Annotated in this window: 21 protein-coding genes; all 21 read right to left on the reverse strand. The window is 32.5% G+C overall.

Going from position 1 to position 15,822, the window contains the following annotated elements; all coding sequences use genetic code 11:
- Positions 1-10: 10 nt before the first annotated feature.
- The 21 genes from fliQ to flgB are packed head-to-tail and all read right to left on the reverse strand — an operon-like array spanning position 11 to position 15,798.
- Positions 11-274 (reverse strand): flagellar biosynthesis protein FliQ, encoded by a 264-nt coding sequence (gene fliQ / locus bhDAH_RS01370; protein WP_012422048.1) that lies wholly within the window; start codon positions 272-274, stop codon positions 11-13.
- Positions 275-282: 8 nt separating this feature from the next.
- Positions 283-1,047, reverse strand: coding sequence for a flagellar type III secretion system pore protein FliP (gene fliP, locus bhDAH_RS01375; RefSeq protein ID WP_012422049.1), 765 nt, complete (start codon positions 1,045-1,047; stop codon positions 283-285).
- Between the two features lie 9 nt (positions 1,048-1,056).
- Positions 1,057-1,698 carry a flagella biosynthesis regulatory protein FliZ gene (locus tag bhDAH_RS01380; RefSeq protein ID WP_012422050.1) on the reverse strand — a complete coding sequence of 214 codons (642 nt, stop codon included), beginning with the start codon at positions 1,696-1,698 and terminating at the stop codon, positions 1,057-1,059.
- The gene (fliN, locus tag bhDAH_RS01385; RefSeq protein WP_012422051.1) at positions 1,691-2,035 is read right to left on the reverse strand and encodes a flagellar motor switch protein FliN; all 345 of its coding nucleotides are present in this window, start codon (positions 2,033-2,035) and stop codon (positions 1,691-1,693) included. The genes bhDAH_RS01380 and fliN overlap by 8 nt, the downstream gene beginning before the upstream one ends.
- A gap of 50 nt (positions 2,036-2,085) precedes the next feature.
- Entirely contained in the window at positions 2,086-3,144 is a 1,059-nt protein-coding gene (gene fliM, locus bhDAH_RS01390; RefSeq protein WP_012422052.1) for a flagellar motor switch protein FliM, read from the reverse strand.
- Between the two features lie 19 nt (positions 3,145-3,163).
- A complete protein-coding gene (gene fliL / locus bhDAH_RS01395) occupies positions 3,164-3,697 on the reverse strand; it encodes a flagellar basal body-associated protein FliL (protein ID WP_012422053.1) in 534 nt (177 codons plus the stop codon).
- 42 nt (positions 3,698-3,739) lie between these two features.
- Positions 3,740-4,525, reverse strand: a complete 786-nt coding sequence (motB, locus tag bhDAH_RS01400; protein ID WP_043924415.1) for a flagellar motor protein MotB — start codon at positions 4,523-4,525, stop codon at positions 3,740-3,742.
- Positions 4,525-5,310, reverse strand: a complete 786-nt coding sequence (locus bhDAH_RS01405; RefSeq protein ID WP_012422055.1) for a motility protein A — start codon at positions 5,308-5,310, stop codon at positions 4,525-4,527. The genes motB and bhDAH_RS01405 overlap by 1 nt, the downstream gene beginning before the upstream one ends.
- A complete protein-coding gene (locus tag bhDAH_RS01410; RefSeq protein ID WP_012422056.1) occupies positions 5,307-5,528 on the reverse strand; it encodes a flagellar FlbD family protein in 222 nt (73 codons plus the stop codon). Before bhDAH_RS01410 ends, bhDAH_RS01405 begins: the two co-directional genes overlap by 4 nt.
- Before the next feature lie 16 nt (positions 5,529-5,544).
- The gene (flgE, locus tag bhDAH_RS01415) at positions 5,545-6,873 is read right to left on the reverse strand and encodes a flagellar hook protein FlgE (RefSeq protein WP_012422057.1); all 1,329 of its coding nucleotides are present in this window, start codon (positions 6,871-6,873) and stop codon (positions 5,545-5,547) included.
- 4 nt (positions 6,874-6,877) lie between these two features.
- A complete protein-coding gene (gene flgD / locus bhDAH_RS01420) occupies positions 6,878-7,312 on the reverse strand; it encodes a flagellar hook assembly protein FlgD (RefSeq protein WP_012422058.1) in 435 nt (144 codons plus the stop codon).
- Positions 7,313-7,324: 12 nt separating this feature from the next.
- The gene (locus bhDAH_RS01425; protein WP_012422059.1) at positions 7,325-8,494 is read right to left on the reverse strand and encodes a flagellar hook-length control protein FliK; all 1,170 of its coding nucleotides are present in this window, start codon (positions 8,492-8,494) and stop codon (positions 7,325-7,327) included.
- Positions 8,495-8,497: 3 nt separating this feature from the next.
- Positions 8,498-9,112 carry a periplasmic-type flagellar collar protein FlbB gene (locus tag bhDAH_RS01430; protein ID WP_012422060.1) on the reverse strand — a complete coding sequence of 205 codons (615 nt, stop codon included), beginning with the start codon at positions 9,110-9,112 and terminating at the stop codon, positions 8,498-8,500.
- Positions 9,105-9,536 carry a flagellar protein FlbA gene (locus tag bhDAH_RS01435; RefSeq protein ID WP_012422061.1) on the reverse strand — a complete coding sequence of 144 codons (432 nt, stop codon included), beginning with the start codon at positions 9,534-9,536 and terminating at the stop codon, positions 9,105-9,107. The genes bhDAH_RS01430 and bhDAH_RS01435 overlap by 8 nt, the downstream gene beginning before the upstream one ends.
- Entirely contained in the window at positions 9,533-10,840 is a 1,308-nt protein-coding gene (locus tag bhDAH_RS01440; protein WP_043924416.1) for a FliI/YscN family ATPase, read from the reverse strand. The genes bhDAH_RS01435 and bhDAH_RS01440 overlap by 4 nt, the downstream gene beginning before the upstream one ends.
- Before the next feature lie 16 nt (positions 10,841-10,856).
- Positions 10,857-11,777, reverse strand: a complete 921-nt coding sequence (gene fliH / locus bhDAH_RS01445; protein WP_043924417.1) for a flagellar assembly protein FliH — start codon at positions 11,775-11,777, stop codon at positions 10,857-10,859.
- 14 nt (positions 11,778-11,791) lie between these two features.
- Positions 11,792-12,826 carry a flagellar motor switch protein FliG gene (fliG, locus tag bhDAH_RS01450; RefSeq protein WP_012422064.1) on the reverse strand — a complete coding sequence of 345 codons (1,035 nt, stop codon included), beginning with the start codon at positions 12,824-12,826 and terminating at the stop codon, positions 11,792-11,794.
- 15 nt (positions 12,827-12,841) lie between these two features.
- The gene (fliF, locus tag bhDAH_RS01455) at positions 12,842-14,548 is read right to left on the reverse strand and encodes a flagellar basal-body MS-ring/collar protein FliF (protein WP_012422065.1); all 1,707 of its coding nucleotides are present in this window, start codon (positions 14,546-14,548) and stop codon (positions 12,842-12,844) included.
- 13 nt (positions 14,549-14,561) lie between these two features.
- Positions 14,562-14,891, reverse strand: coding sequence for a flagellar hook-basal body complex protein FliE (fliE, locus tag bhDAH_RS01460; RefSeq protein WP_012422066.1), 330 nt, complete (start codon positions 14,889-14,891; stop codon positions 14,562-14,564).
- Between the two features lie 15 nt (positions 14,892-14,906).
- Positions 14,907-15,365: a flagellar basal body rod protein FlgC gene (gene flgC / locus bhDAH_RS01465; RefSeq protein ID WP_012422067.1), complete on the reverse strand. Its 459-nt coding sequence runs from the start codon at positions 15,363-15,365 to the stop codon at positions 14,907-14,909.
- Between the two features lie 25 nt (positions 15,366-15,390).
- Positions 15,391-15,798, reverse strand: coding sequence for a flagellar basal body rod protein FlgB (flgB, locus tag bhDAH_RS01470; protein ID WP_012422068.1), 408 nt, complete (start codon positions 15,796-15,798; stop codon positions 15,391-15,393).
- Positions 15,799-15,822 lie beyond the last annotated feature (24 nt).

A 15,822-nucleotide genomic window follows, 5' to 3' on the forward strand; every position in this document is an offset into this window, starting at 1 on the left:
AATCCATACATTACATATTTTGGATTTGACTAAAAACAATAAAAGCAAATTGCATAAGCTTTTTTAAAATCCAAGGACCAAATATAACAAGAGTTAAAAGTATTATAATAATCTTGGGAATAAAACTAAGTGTTTGATCCTGGATCGACGTAACAGCTTGGAAAATCGAAACTAAAAGGCCAACAATAAGAGCCATAATCAACATTGGTGCTGAGAGAATAATAATATTCTCAACAGCAATCCTAATGAGATAAATAATTTGTCCCGTTGTCACTTAAATCCTCACATAAAACTTTTCACAAGCCCACTAGTAATCAAAGTCCAACCATCTACCATTACAAAAAGAATAAGTTTAAATGGTAAGGATATCATTACAGGTGGCAACATTATCATTCCCATTGCCATTAAAACTGCAGCTACAATAATATCTATCACTATGAACGGTAAAAATATCAAAATACCCATTTTAAAAGCAACTTTCAGCTCGTGCAAAACAAAAGATGCAATAAGAACATGGGTCGGAACTTCACTAAAATTTTTAGGCCTGGAATAATTACTAATACTCATAAATAATTTAATCTCTTCATGTTTACTATTAGACATCTGCTTATACATAAAATTTCTAAGTGGAGCAATGCCTCTATCATAAAATTCATTAAAACTTATTTTCGAATCCTTAAGGGGCAGATATGCATCTTTGTATATTATGTTAAAAGTTGGCCACATAGTAAAAAGAGTTAAAAACAAAGCTAATCCCATTATTACCTGATTGGGTGGCGATTGTTGAAGTGATAATGCCCTTCTAATAAAATCTAATACTATTGCTATCCTTAAAAAAGAAGTCATTAAGACCAAGAAAGCTGGAGAGAGAGTTATTACAGTTAATATGAGTAAAAGCTGCAGAGGAAAAACTATTCCACCGCCAACAGAATTTACAAGATCAACAAACGGAAAATTTAGACCAGTAGTAGGTTGCAAAGACTTAGTTTGAGCAAATGCCAAATTTATAACTCCAAGAAATAAGAAAAGACTCAATTTTTTACCCAAATTTAACCTCTAGAACTTTTTCAACCTATCCTGCTTACTTTTTAAAGAAGTCTCAATATCATTCTCTACCTCTGCAAACTCAGTCTCATCAAGGGATGGCTCATTTTTTTGATCCTTACGCAATATTTTATCAAAAATTGCCTTGAATGAACTTACATTACTATGACTCTTAGCCTTATCAAACTCAAATTCCCAATTATCTAGCTCTTCACCCCGTTTAATCTCTCTTAACAAAATAGAAGAATTACTTGATACTAAAAATACATAAATGTTACCTAGTATATTAATAACCCTTAAAGAATTTTTATTATCTATTTCATAAAAAGCAAGCTCTCTTATCAGCTCTGATTTATCATCATTTCTGATTTTCTTATGATTTAGGAGCATTTTCTTCAATAAAAAGATACAAACAAGAAAGGCAAGAAAAAACAAAAATATAGTAACTAAATCGGAAACATTGAGAAGAGATATATTTTGTATATCTTTATTATTTAAATCAGCTTTATTATCCTCAAATATCGGCAAATTAACTTCACTCTCTAAGCTAGAAGTAGATACATCTTCAACTTCATTTTTCTGTGCAAATAAACTTTTAGAAATCAATATAAAAAAAATTAAAAATACAAACTTAAATAAAGTTAACCTACTCATTTTTAATTTTAATTATTTCGGTAATTCTAACACCAAAATTCTCATCAATTACAACAACTTCTCCTTTAGCTACCACTTTACCATTTACCAAAATATCTACAGGTTCACCAGCAAGTTTATCAAGTGTAATAATCGTTCCCTCAGACATTCCAAGTATATCTTTTATTTTGCGCTCAGTCCTACCAAGTTCAACAGTAACTTGCATAGAAACATCCATCAAAAGACCTAAATTACTAGGATCAACACCTTCAGGTAAGGTATCAATTAAATCAGGAAGCTTAACGCCTTTGATCTCAGGCTTTTCTTCACCAACATCATTCTTATCATCTGCAGCCATTAATTTACCTCTTCATTAAACTTATTAACATATTTAAAATTTTCAAACTACTATTCAATCTCTTCTGTAAGTTCCTTTAACAAATCAAAATCTTCTACCTCACCAACTTTTTCTGTAATCTGAACTGAAATCTTACTCCCAACAAGACCCATTCTACATTTAAATTTTTGTTTAGTTCCTACCTTTAAGATCAAATCTTTATCTATTGGAGAATCTTCAAGATTAATCACATCTCCTTTCTCTAAGGATAATATTTCTCTTACCTTTAATTTAACCTCTCCAATTTCAGCCACTAAAAGCATATCTGTATTCTCAAGCTTTTCCCTAAGTACATCAAGATTCTCACTAGTAGTGCCAACACCAATTAAAGAATGCCAATATCTTGTTGAAAGCTTAGACACAATAGGCTCTATTGTAATATAAGGCAAACAAAAATTCATAAGCCCTTCAACTTTACCTATCTTAACTTCAAGAGTTACTAAAATAACCATTTCTGTGGGGGGAACTATCTGAGCAAATTGCGGATTAACCTCTATATGCCCAAAACGAGGCCTAAGATCGACTACCTGAGACCATGCTTCTCTCATGTTAGAAAGTATACGGATAATAACACTTTCCATTACAGATTGCTCTATTTCTGTTAAATCTCTGCTCTTATCCTTAATAGTATCCCCATCTCCTCCAAAAAGTCTATCAACTATTGCAAACGCAATGGTTGGATCAACTTCAAATATAGCAGAACCTTTAAGAGGATCCATGTTAATTATTGCTAAAGTAGTAGGGTTTGGAATAGATCTAATAAACTCTTCATAAGTCAACTGATCAACTGAAGCTACATGTACATGAACCATCTTCCTTAAAAGTGCTGAGAGTGAAGTTGTAGTATACCTTGCAAATGCTTCATGAAAACTTGATACTGTTCTTACTTGTTCTTTTGAGAATTTATCTGGTCTTTTAAAATCATAAACTTTAACTTTCTGTTTCTTGCCCATAGAGCTAGATATGACATTAGAGAGTGAATCATCTGATGATAAATTATCAGATGAATTAATAGACTCTAAAAGACTGTCTATATCATCTTGTGACAATGATCCCGGATTACCTGCCATTCAAAATTCCTTTTAAAAATCACATATCAAAAATATCAATTTGCGTTAATGCTATTTCTTTAATCTCACCATTTCTAAGAATACTATTAATTCTAGCTTTAATCTCTGCTTTAATCTGACTTTCGTTCTTTATCTCTTGTCCTGTTCTTTGACTAAAATATTCTCTAATAATATCTTTTAACCGTACTTTCTGTCTTCCAAGCTCACTTAAAATATTTACATTATTCTCAGCATAACCTAACGCAAGTTTTATAACGAAAGTCTTTGGGGGAGTATCTTGAGTAGTACCCCTAATTTCATCTATACTTTCATACCATATAAGCATAGGGGGCTTCCCCAAATATTCATTAGAAAAAATTGGAAAATTATTAGGTGCTCCACTCTGACTTACTACCATCTTAGAAACAAAATAAGAAACTATTATCATGATCACAACAGTAAATAATCCTATTGCTAATATTTGCAAAATTTTTATTATAACATCAGGTAGCAGTCCAATTCTTTTATCATCAGCACCGCCTACATCAATACTACCATCATCTTTCTCAGACATATTTACCTCCTATAAATTTCTTCTTTCATTGCTAAAACATTATTACTCATTAATACCTTTAGCAGAACTCAAAGAAGCATCACTAGTAATCAAAATATCTATTCTTCTATTATAAGCTCTGCCTTCAGGAGTATCATCTGTAGCAACTGGCTTACTTCCTGCAAATCCAGATACTTCAAATTTACTCTCAATACTTTGTATTTTAGACTGATCGGTGTAATTCAAAATCTGCTCTAACATGTTTACTGCTCTTGCAGATGAAAGCTCCCAATTACTTTTCCAAATTCCATTTATATTAACATCAACATTATCTGTATGTCCTTCAATTTTAAAATTATAGCTTTGATTATCCAAAAACCCAATAAAAGAAGCTATCTTTTGTATAGTTTCCCTATTATCATCAAGCTTAACCTCAGCACTAGCTGAATCAAAAAAAGCATCTGCTAAGAGAGATACAACAACACCCCGTTCATGCTCTCTCACAATAACCTTATTAGACTGAATCTTTTCAACAAACTCAATAATAGACTTATTTTTAGACACCTGAGAAGCTTGCTTATTCTTCTCAGTAGAGGGCAAAGACATAAAACTATTACTCAAATAAGAAAGCTTATTAACATCTAAGGTCTTCCCGCCCTTAAAAAATCCTGAACCTGTAAATGAAGCTGACATTATCTTTAATACATTCTCTTTGAGAATAATATCATTTAATGAAAACATAGTAACAAAAAAAACAAGTAACAAAGTTACCATGTCTCCATAGGTCAACATATAATCAGGAGCACCTTCTTCACACTTTGAACGCTTCTTCCTAACTCTCAATGCCATCATTCACCCCCAAGAATACCGCTTCCAAGCTGACTCCTATCTTTAGGAGTTAAAAATGTTACCAATTTTTGTTCTAAAATTCTAGGATTATCCCCTGCCTGAATTGATAAAATTCCCTCAACTATCATCGTCCTAACTGACGCTTCCTCAAGATCTATAGACTCTAATTTAATTTGAATAGGAAACAACATTAAATTAGCCATTATTGTACCATAAAGAGTTGTAATAAGAGCAACAGCCATAGAAGAACCAAGTGCTGATCTGTCTTCTAAATTCCCAAGAAGAGCTATAAGCCCAATAAGTGTACCTGTCATTCCAAAAGCGGGCGCAAGCTTTGCCCAAGTTCCAAAAAGATCAGCACCAATCTTATGTCTCTCTTGCATTTGATCAAGTTCAAGATAAAGCATAGTTCTAATTATCTCAGGATCAGTACCATCAACGACAAGTCTCATTCCAGACTTAAAAAAGGGATCATTGATTTGTTCAAGTTCATCATCAAGAGATAAAAGTCCTTCTTTCCTAGCTTTCTCTGAAAGTTCCACTAAGGTCTTTATAATAGGAACCCTACCAAAAGAACTTTTTTTGAAGAAAAATCCTAGATATATAGGAATTTTCTTAACAGTGGGAATTTCTGAGGAAGCTACAAGTGCAGAAAAAGAACCAACAACCGTAATAAACACAGAACTTAAATCCCAAAAAACCCCTAATCCTGTAGGAGTAAATGCCATAGAAATTAAAATAGCACCAAATCCAACTCCCCAGCCAATTATACTAGCCAAATTCATAGCCCAACTCCCTTATTCTCTTGTGTAATTCTGTCTAACAAAGCAATATCTCTCCTATACATCTTGATTCTATCTACTACCTCTACTACACTTTCTCTTACAACTAACCTCTTACCATTAACAAGAAGAATTGTAGTATCAGGATTAGTCTCAATACTCTCAATATGACAAGGATTTAAATAATACCCATCGCCATTAAGTTTAGTTACATAAATCATAAACTAAAACAAAAAATCAACTCTTAAGCCTTACAAGCTCTTGCAATAACTGATCCGAAGTGGTTATAGTCTTAGCATTAGCCTGAAAACCTCTTTGAGTAACTATCATGTCTGTAAACTGTTCAGCAAGATCAACATTAGCCATTTCCAAAACTCCTGCTCTAATAGTACCAAGTCCTGCAAAACCGGTCTCACCTATCCTAGCCTGACCTGAATTACTTGTTTCGCTAAAATTAGTATCACCTGCTTTTGCAAGTCCCCCAGGATTAACAAATGAGGCAAGTGCAATCTTTCCTATATCTCGTCTAATGCCATTTGAATAAACTCCTGTTATTACACCATTTTGATCAATTTCATAATTTTCCATATATCCCATACCATATCCATCCTGAACAATAGCCTTTGTAGTACTGGCATCAGCAAATTGAGTAATTGAATCAGTATAACTACCAACATTTCCAAGTCTAAGATTAACAGTTTGCTGTTCACCAACTTCTCCAGCATTAGCATTAACAACATCAAAAGTTATAGGAAATTCAAGTAAATCACCTACCTGACCTGCCTGACCATTTAACGAAAGCAATGCTCCCTCATTATTAAAGCCCATTGTAAAATTGGAATTTGCCTCACCATTTACTAAAACGGTAGCATTCCATGTATTAGGAGTAGTTGCATCCTTTACAACCCTAAGTTCAACAACACTAGTATTTCCAAAACTATCGTAAATAGTCTTATTGACAACCCAAGTACCACGGGCAATATCCACTTCACTTGCACCTTCTTCAACTATAGGCAATCTCTTATCAAGATTACAGGCAAAAGTAATGTATTCAGTAGACTTAGCACCTTCTTTATCTCCAATAGGAATAACTAAATCCTCAACATCTGCAGATGTATTAATAACCTGTTCTCCCCCAATAGACTTTGCCATCCAGCCTTGGATTTTCATGCCATTTGCAGGATTTACAAGGCGACGATCAGAATCAACATCAAATGCACCAGCTCTTGTATAAAAAGAATTATTACCATCTCTTAAGATAAAAAAACCATTACCACTAATTCCAAGATCAGAAGCTTTCTGAGTGCTTTGAAATGATCCTTGAGTATGAATAGTATCAATAGTAGCAACGCTCATTCCAAGACCAACCTGCTTTGGATTAACACCGCCACGCCCATCAGTAGGACGAGATGCCCCAGAAATACTCTGAGAAATCATGTCCTGAAAATTAACTCTTCCTTTCTTAAACCCAATAGTATTAACATTTGCAATGTTATTACCAACAACATCCATTCTTGTTTGATGATTCTGAAGACCAGAAACACCAGAATATAAAGATCTCATCATATAGCTATTCCTCCAATCCTACTGACAAAATATTATTATAAACATAGTACTTTCCATCAATCATAATTTGTGGAACTACTCCGGTTTTAATATTCGTAACTTTACCTTTAATAATCTCTCCATCAGTATGCTCAAATTCAACTATTTTGCCCAATAAATCCAAATCCTTATTTGCGCCAAGGGCAGATGAAAGACTTTCAAAAGATTTACTCATATTTGTCATTTGTTCAAGTGCTGAAAATTGTGCCATTTGAGCAATAAATTCTTTATCTTTCATTGGATCTGTAGGATCTTGATATTTAAGTTGAGTAATAAGCAGTTTTAAAAAATCATCCCGACCAAGATTGCTTCCCTTAACACCTCTTTGTACCTTAGAGTTAGAAATATCCTTAACTCGGCCTATACTGACTAAATTGTCCATCTTATCAATTATGCTCATCCATCCTCCACTTTAAACAATAAAATTAATACTTTTTTCTAAATCACCAGAAATCTCAATATCATCCTCAACCTTAAAAATCTCGCTCTTATTTAAAGAAACTTCTTGTCTATTAACATCATCCTCAAAATTACCAGAAAAAAATCCAGAACCACTGCCCGCAAGAGAAAGATGTAAACTAGTATTAAAACCATTATCATCTAACATTTTACTGATTGAATACATATTTTGCTCAAAAAGAGTTCTAACATTATGATTGTCAACTATTATCTTCCCTAATAAATTATTATTAGAATCAAGATTTAAATTAATCCTTATACTACCAAGCCTTTTAGGTTTTAAAATCAACCTAATTTCTCCTGTATCATTCGATTTTAACACAATTTTGGCTTTATTCACAATGTTATGATTAACTTTTAAATTCCATTCTGACATTAAATTATCAGCAATTTGACTGACAAAAGATTCTTTAACATGCTTTGTATTAGAACTAGAGAGATCGTCTATAAATTCCGAAAATCCATTAAAAGTTTCTTTAAGGCCATATCTACCAACATAATTCTCACCAGCAATTAACCTGAACTTAGAACCTGAATTAAGGAATTCCTTAACACTATTATTTTTCTTAAAATTTTTAACATCAATATTAATAACATTTTTTTCCCTATCTCTCTTTACAAGATTTAAATCTCTATGACTAGAATCAACATCAATACCTAAAATATCGAAATTAAAAAGAGAAGTTACACTGCCAAACAAAATGTTAAGGTCAGATAAAACCTTCTCAATATTTTTAAATATTTTTGTCTTATCAATAAGCTCAGACTCAAAAGACAAACTTTCATTTAAAACTTTCAAACTTTGAAAATCAAATACATTATCCACCCTTTTTATTAAAGATTTTAAATCAGATATGAAACCATTATCACTAAGTTTTTCAAAAGCAAAAGGCTGTCTTAAAGAAAGATCCTTAAAGTTCTTGTTTATAAGGCCATTACTTTTTAAGAATTTTATAAATTCTAGTATTGACTCCCTAAACTTAGACAGATTTTGAATTTCTGAGGAAATCAAATTTGAAAAAACACCCTTCTTAGATTGACTTAAAACACCGCCTACATTTACAAAATTGAAATCCTTATTTAAGCTTGGCAAATTAGCAATAACCTTACTTAAATTACTCATACATCACTCCAATGAACTAACAGACATTTTTCTAATCAATACAGCGGCCTTCTTAGAATCCATAAGAGACAACCAATAAGGAACAATAGATGCCCGTCCCTCTTTTTTAGCAATATCTTCCACCTTACGCATATAAGATATTGCAATCTCATCATTAAGTTCTTCAAGCCTCTTAACAGCATCCTCTGGTGGCATATTAATCAAATATAGAGCAGCCTGTGCAAAATTTGCATCTTCATCTTTATATTTATTGACAATATCATTAACTACCTTCTGTTTCGAATCTAAATCTTTTTGCTTTTGATTAAGTTCGGCTTCCAATTTGTTTAAACTATCTTCTCGTTTTTTTAATTCTTCTCTCAATTTTTCAACTTGCTGACTCTTAATATAAATAGCCTCTTTTTCCTTTATCATTCTAATCTCATCAAGACTAATATGTGTATACTCAAGCGGCCGATCATCTTCCTTAAAAAGTAAAACCCTGATATACGCAGGCAAATAATCTCTAGTCTTATATATGCCAAATAAATCAATCAAAAAAAATGAAAGCCCTAAGAAAAAAATAACCAAAAATAGCCACAAAAAAAATCTAAGCAAAAATGACAAGCAACTATTCATTATTAGTTCCTAATTTTTTACAAATTTTATAATTAACATACTCATCCAAAACTAAGCTTTCGCTTTTTACGTTTTCTTTAATTATAGTATTATTTAAAGTTTTTATTAATATGTCAACCTTTTTTTCTACTACATATTTCTTTAAATAAATATCATGATATTTATTATACTCATGCTTAAGTTTTGCAAGCTTTTTCAATTCTTTCTCTTTCCTACAAGTCAAATAATCCAAATAATTTCCTTTTAAAAAAATATTTGTATTGTTTAATTTGTTTAAGGTTTTGGAATTTCCTTTTAAAAATTCTTCTATTTTTGAAATTTCATTATTTATATTCATTAAATCGTTTTCGCTAGACTTCCTATCATAAGTTCTAACGCTCATTATTTTTTCAAATTTTTTTTTCTTAAAAATTAAATCATTCAAGCTAATATCTCTCTCATTTCATTATCCAAATTTTCAAAATCAAATTCTTCTTGCATCCCTTGAGACAAAAAATCAATAATTTTTGGATATTTTGCAATTGCCAAATCAACTTCCTTATTAGAACCTTTCATATAAATTCCCGTCTTAATTAAATCTTCATAATTTTTATAAATTGATAACAAATTCCTAATTTTAGATATTAATTTCTGTTTTTCAAAATTTACTATTCTATGCAGAGATCTTGATGTTGAACTTAAAATATTTACCGAAGGATAAATACCTCTATCAGATAAATCTCTATCCAAAATAATATGTCCATCCAAAACAGCTTTCATATTATCAGCTATTGGTTCTGTAAAATCATCACTCTCAACAAGCACAGTATAAAACCCTGTAATACTGCCCTTACCATTAAGTCCCAAACGCTCAAGCAAAATAGGAATTTCTACAAAAACAGAAGGAGGATATCCTTTAGTAGCAGGCAGCTCTCCCATAGAAAGGCTAATTTCCCTTTTAGCATTTGCAAATCTCGTAATTGAATCAAATAGCAACATAACATCCATACCACGATCTCTAAAGTGTTCAGCTATTAATGTTGCAGTATAAGCACCTTTATATCTTGAAATAGGAGATTCATCAGAAGTCGACACAATCAAAACACTTTTCTTAAAGCATTCTTCTCCAAGATCATACTCGATAAACTCATTAAGCTCACGGCCTCTCTCGCCAATAAATGCAATAACATTAACATCTGCCTTAGAATTTTTAGCAATCATACCAAGCAAAGTAGATTTACCAACACCAGCTCCTGAGAAAATACCCACACGTTGCCCCTTTGCAACTGGTAAAAACCCATCAAGAACTCTAACCCCAGTAACTATTTGCTTAGAAAAAATACCTCTTTTTAAAGGATTAATACTACTAAAACTTAATTCCTTATAATGATTGCCAAGAAACTGACCCTTATTATCAATAGGCCTACCAAGAGAATCAATTACCCTTCCTAGCAATTCATCGCTAAGATTAATTTGAGGCTTTTTATTTAAGGAATAAACTTTATCGCCAACCTCAATTCCATCAAATCCTTCATAAGCCATAAGGCTAACAAAACATCCATTAAAACCTAAAACTTCAGCATATATTTTCTTACCACTTACCTGCTGGATGAAACATAAATCACCAATACCACATTTTGGACCCACACTCTCTATTAAAAGTCCCTTGATCTTTCTTACTCTGCCAACAAGAGATATAGTCTCAACACCATCCAATATTTTTGAATAACCCTCAAAAAAGTTGTCCATCAATATTCCTTAATCACTAGAATATAGAAGAAAAATTCTTAAATTTCTCCTCTATTCTATCAAGTTGAGATGAAATGCGTGCATCTATTTCCCCAAAATCAGTCTCAATAACACATCCGCCCTTTCCTATATTAACATCTTCAACAACTTCCAAATTTTCTATAAAATCAAATTTAGAAATGAACTCTTGCTTCTGATGACTCACAACATCCATATCATCAAGATTAACACGAATAATAATATTTGTCTTACTTTTTATCTTCTTTAAAGCCTCATTTACATTTTCTATGACAACGCCTTTTTGAGAATCTATAATCTTTTTAACCACCTTGACTGCAATCTGCATCACAAGATTCATTATGTGTTCTCCTGAAGACTCAAAGATTTCCTTTCTCTTTGCAACCAAAGCAGATATCATGCTATTTAACTTTCCTAATACTTTATCAAAATCTTCACATCCCTTTTTAAACCCTGCATCATACCCTTCATTTCTTCCCCTTGCAATTTCTGCCTCAAGTTCTCTTTTTAATCTCTCTTCATGTTCCTTCACGACTTTTTCAATTATTAACTTAGATTCAAGCTCAACTGCCCCTTTTTTGTCCTCAGCCTCTTTTTGCAAAGCCTCAGCTCTCTCATTAGCTAAACTTACTATCTTATTAGCTTGTTCTTTGGCTTCTTCAAGAAGCTTGGAAAATTCAGCATCCCTTTCTTTTTTAGCAAGCTCATGTCCATGTTCAATTTCCTCTTGAAGTTTTGCCTTTTGATTCATTAAGTCTTCAAGTTCATTGCGAAGCTTAATGCTACAATTATCTATATCGGAGATCTCATGTTCTTTTTTCTTAATTTCCAATGATTTTAAAATAGGATTTGTAATCTCAACAAGATCTAACTTTACTGCATTTACAACTTCTTTTGATTTATATAAAACCTTAGGCAAATACAACTCCTTTATTAGATAAGCACATCTTCTTCACCACCCCTAGAGATTACTATTTCACCCTGCTCTTCTAACTTCCTAATAAGAGAAACAATTTTTTGCTGAGCTTCCTCAACGTCCTTACGTCTAGTAGGTCCCAAAAATTCCATATCCTCTTTAAGCATGCCAGCAGCTCTCTTAGACATGTTTTTAAAAATCTTTTCTTGAACAGGTATATCAACTGACTTTAAAGCCTTTGCTAATTCCTGCCCATCTATTTCTCTTAAAATTCTCTGTATTGATTTATCATCAAGAAGAACAATATCTTCAAATACAAACATTTTCTTTTTAATTTCCTCTGCAAGCTCAGGATCTTCTTCTTCAAGAGATTCAATAATAAATTTCTCTGTCTTTCGATCGGCCATGTTAATTATTTCAACAACATTATCAACTCCTCCAGCTGAAGTATAATCCTCTGAAGATAGAGAAGCTAATTTTTTTTCAAGCACTCTCTCAACTTCTCTTACCACTTCAGGCGAAGTTCTATCCATCAATGCAATTCTTCTTGCAACATTAGTCTGAATTTCAGTAGGAAGACTAGAGAGAATAAATGAAGCCTTTTGAGGATCAAGATATGAGAGTATTAAAGCAATTGTTTGTGGATGTTCTTGTTGAATAAAATTTAAAATATTAGCAGGATCTGCTCTTCTAACGAATTCAAAAGGCCTTGATTGCAAAGCAGAACCTAAATTATTAATAATGTCTACTGCCTTCTGAGTACCAAGAGATTTCTCAAGAAGCTCCCTAGCATAATCTATGCCACCCTTTTGAATAAACTCTTGAGCCATCATCAACTCTTTAAACTCCAAGAGAACACTATCTTTAAGCTCAGAAGTAACAACATCAAGCCTTGCTATTTCAAAGGTTAAAGACTCTATCTCCTCTTGAGATAAATACTTAAATATTCTAGATGAAACGTCAGAACCTATTGAAACTAATAAAATAGCTGCCTTTTGTTTCCCCGTTAAAGCAGAAACACCGAATATCTCTTTTTCCTTTTGCTCTTCCATATAACTTATTACCCTTTATACATTCTTCACAATCCATGTTCTAATAAGCTTAGCAACATCTTCTGGTTTCTCCCTAGCCAAAAGTTCAGCATTACTTTGAAGCTCATCCTCTTCTCTAAGTCCACCAACAACATCATCAACACCAATATCATCGCTATCCATTAACGCCTGCTGGCGTCTTAAATGTGCTTGCCTTGCAAACTCTTCTTCTCTAAGACGTCTTTTCCTCTCAAGTTCTCTAGACACAATGAAAAATATTGTAAATATTAATATCAAAAATGCAAATATCAAACTTACTGCAAAAACAACAAAATTAAATTTCTCACTTGCGAAATAAGCTTCATCTATTTTTCTAAATTCATTTACTCGATCAAAGGCAATATTCCTAACGGTAATTGAATCGCCCCTCTCTGGCTTATACTCAAAAGAACTCTGCAAAACATCTGTAATGTTTTTTAAAGCTTCATCAGAAATAGGCTTATATTCCCTCTTACGCATACCATTTTCTATAACAAACTTCCCAGACTCATCATAAACAAAATCCCAAACACCATCTATAAAGATACCAAGAGAAATCCCTGCAACTCTAGCAGGTTCCTTCTCGCTTAAGGATTTCTTCTCATTAAGAGCAACATTCTTTATCTCTTTAAATTCATTTGACTTACCGATAATATCACTTAAATCTCGGTACTCAGGCGGAGTGTTACCCTCCTGACCAGGAGGTCCCCATGGACTATAGCCTTGTCCTTCATACTCTCTTTTATGTACTTGGGAAGAAATTAATGTAGAATCACTAACTTTTCTTGTATTATAAGAAACTTTTGGATCCTGTGGTTCAATCTCAATAGGAGCATACTCTTTAGATTCCGTGGTTTGACGAGAAGTATCAAGTGTCACATTAACTCTTGCAATCATAAATCTACCAACAGACAAAACCTTACTTAAAGCGGAATCGATTTCATCTTTAAGCATAGATTCATATTTTAATTTAAGTTTTCTTTCCTTTTCAGCTAAATCAATCCTATCAATGCCATCTACGTTAGAAAAATCATTCAAAATAGTCCCTTTATTATCAACAATAGCAATATTATCTGATTCAAGACCCTCAATAGCATATTGAATCAGCTTAACAAGCCCTTCCACCTTTTTACGATTAGTTACAATATCAGAACCGGGCTTAGGAGTAATTCTAACAGAAGCTTTAACTGCTTCTTGTGATTCTTTAAAAAGAGCCTTCTCGGGCATAACAAGATTAATACTAACAGCATCAACATCATCAAGAGCAACAATATGCTGCTCAACAGCTCTTGTAATTGATCTTCTAAGATTAACATTTCTCTCAAAATCTGTAATAGTCCACCTATCAATATCAAAAAGAGACCAAGGATCCATATGCACAGGAACAAGCTCTTCTCTTACAAGAATTGCTCTCATTTTTTTCGACGTATTTTCATCACTCAAATAAATTTTTCCATCAACAGTAATAGTATATCCAACATTTTCTCTATCAAGTCTTTGTACTATTTTATCTAACAAGTACTGGTCCTTAATGCCAACACCAAAAAGAGCAATACCTTGTTTTCTAGTAGAAAATCCTACTAAAAAAATAAGTGCTAGAATTATAAATAAAAAAATAACACCGAAAGCCACTCTTTGAACAATACTGGCTTTTTTAAAACTTTTATTTACTGATGCAAAAAACTTAGTAATAAAATTGTTCAAACTGTATAGCTCCTTAGCGAATATTAATTATATCTTGATAAGCCTTTATGCTTTTCTCAACAATAGCTTTTGTAATACTCAAATTCATATTAGCTTTAGACATTGATATTACAATATCATGCACATCGATATCATTTGGCTTTAAAATAGCTTGCTGAGACATTTTAGACACATCTAATTGGCTATTATTCACATCAGACATTAAATTAAAGAACAAGTCTTTAAAAGTTTTATCCTTTTCTTCACGCTTAACATCAAAACCAGAAGAACTCCTACCAAAATGCAAAGGATTTTTACGAATTAAATAAACATCATTATCTGTAAAAAAAGAATCTACTCTCATCTCCTACAAGCCCCCTTAATTCTGCAGTATTGATAATGCACTCCTAAACATTGATTTGCTACTATTAATGACAGTAGAATTTGCTTCATAAGCACGAGAAGCAGAAATCATATCCACCATCTCTTCAACTGCATTCACATTAGGAAATTCCACATAACCCTTTAACTCGCCAGACCTTATTGCATCAGGATGCGTTGGATCATACTTTAGCTTTAAAGGGGACTTGTCTTTCTCAATACTAGCAACCCTTACGCCCTGACCAACTCCATTATCAAGATCATCAGGAACAAAAGGCCCCTTCCAATATGGACTTACAACCCTTGGGGCAAAAATTACCCTTTGCCTTCTATAAGAGCCCCCTTCAGAAGTTCTAGTAGTCTCCACATTTGCAATATTATTTGCAATAACATCCAATCTTAATCTTTGAGCGGTTAAACCCGTTGAAGCAGTATTAATACTTGAAAACAATCCCATATATAATATTCCTTGAGGTTATAACTTATTTTATTACAATATTTACACTTTTAAAATGATGGGCTTGAATATTTGTAAACAAGCTATAAATCATTTGATTCTGAATCAGATTTTTCATCTCAGAATCAATATCAACATTATTACCATCATTCTTAAGAATAGAGAGATAATCAAGCATCCTACTAGGCTTAACATCTAAATACCCCAACTCTTTAAAGCCATTTAAATGCTTATCATTGCCCCTTATCAAAGATAAATTGCTTGCTCTTTCATTTAAAATTGCTCGTTCAAGCTCAGCCTCAAAAGTGACTTTGCTTCTCTTAAAATTTGGAGTATCTACATTTGCAATATTATCAGCTATCACACTTTGTCTCAAGCTAAGAACATCCAAATACCTATGTGCTAAATCGACTGACATCTCAAAAATATTCAAGTTAACACCCTCTATATCACAAAT

Origin of the sequence: Borrelia hermsii DAH, from assembly GCF_023035675.1 — a bacterium.
In the GTDB taxonomy this organism is placed as follows: Bacteria; Spirochaetota; Spirochaetia; order Borreliales; family Borreliaceae; genus Borrelia; species Borrelia hermsii.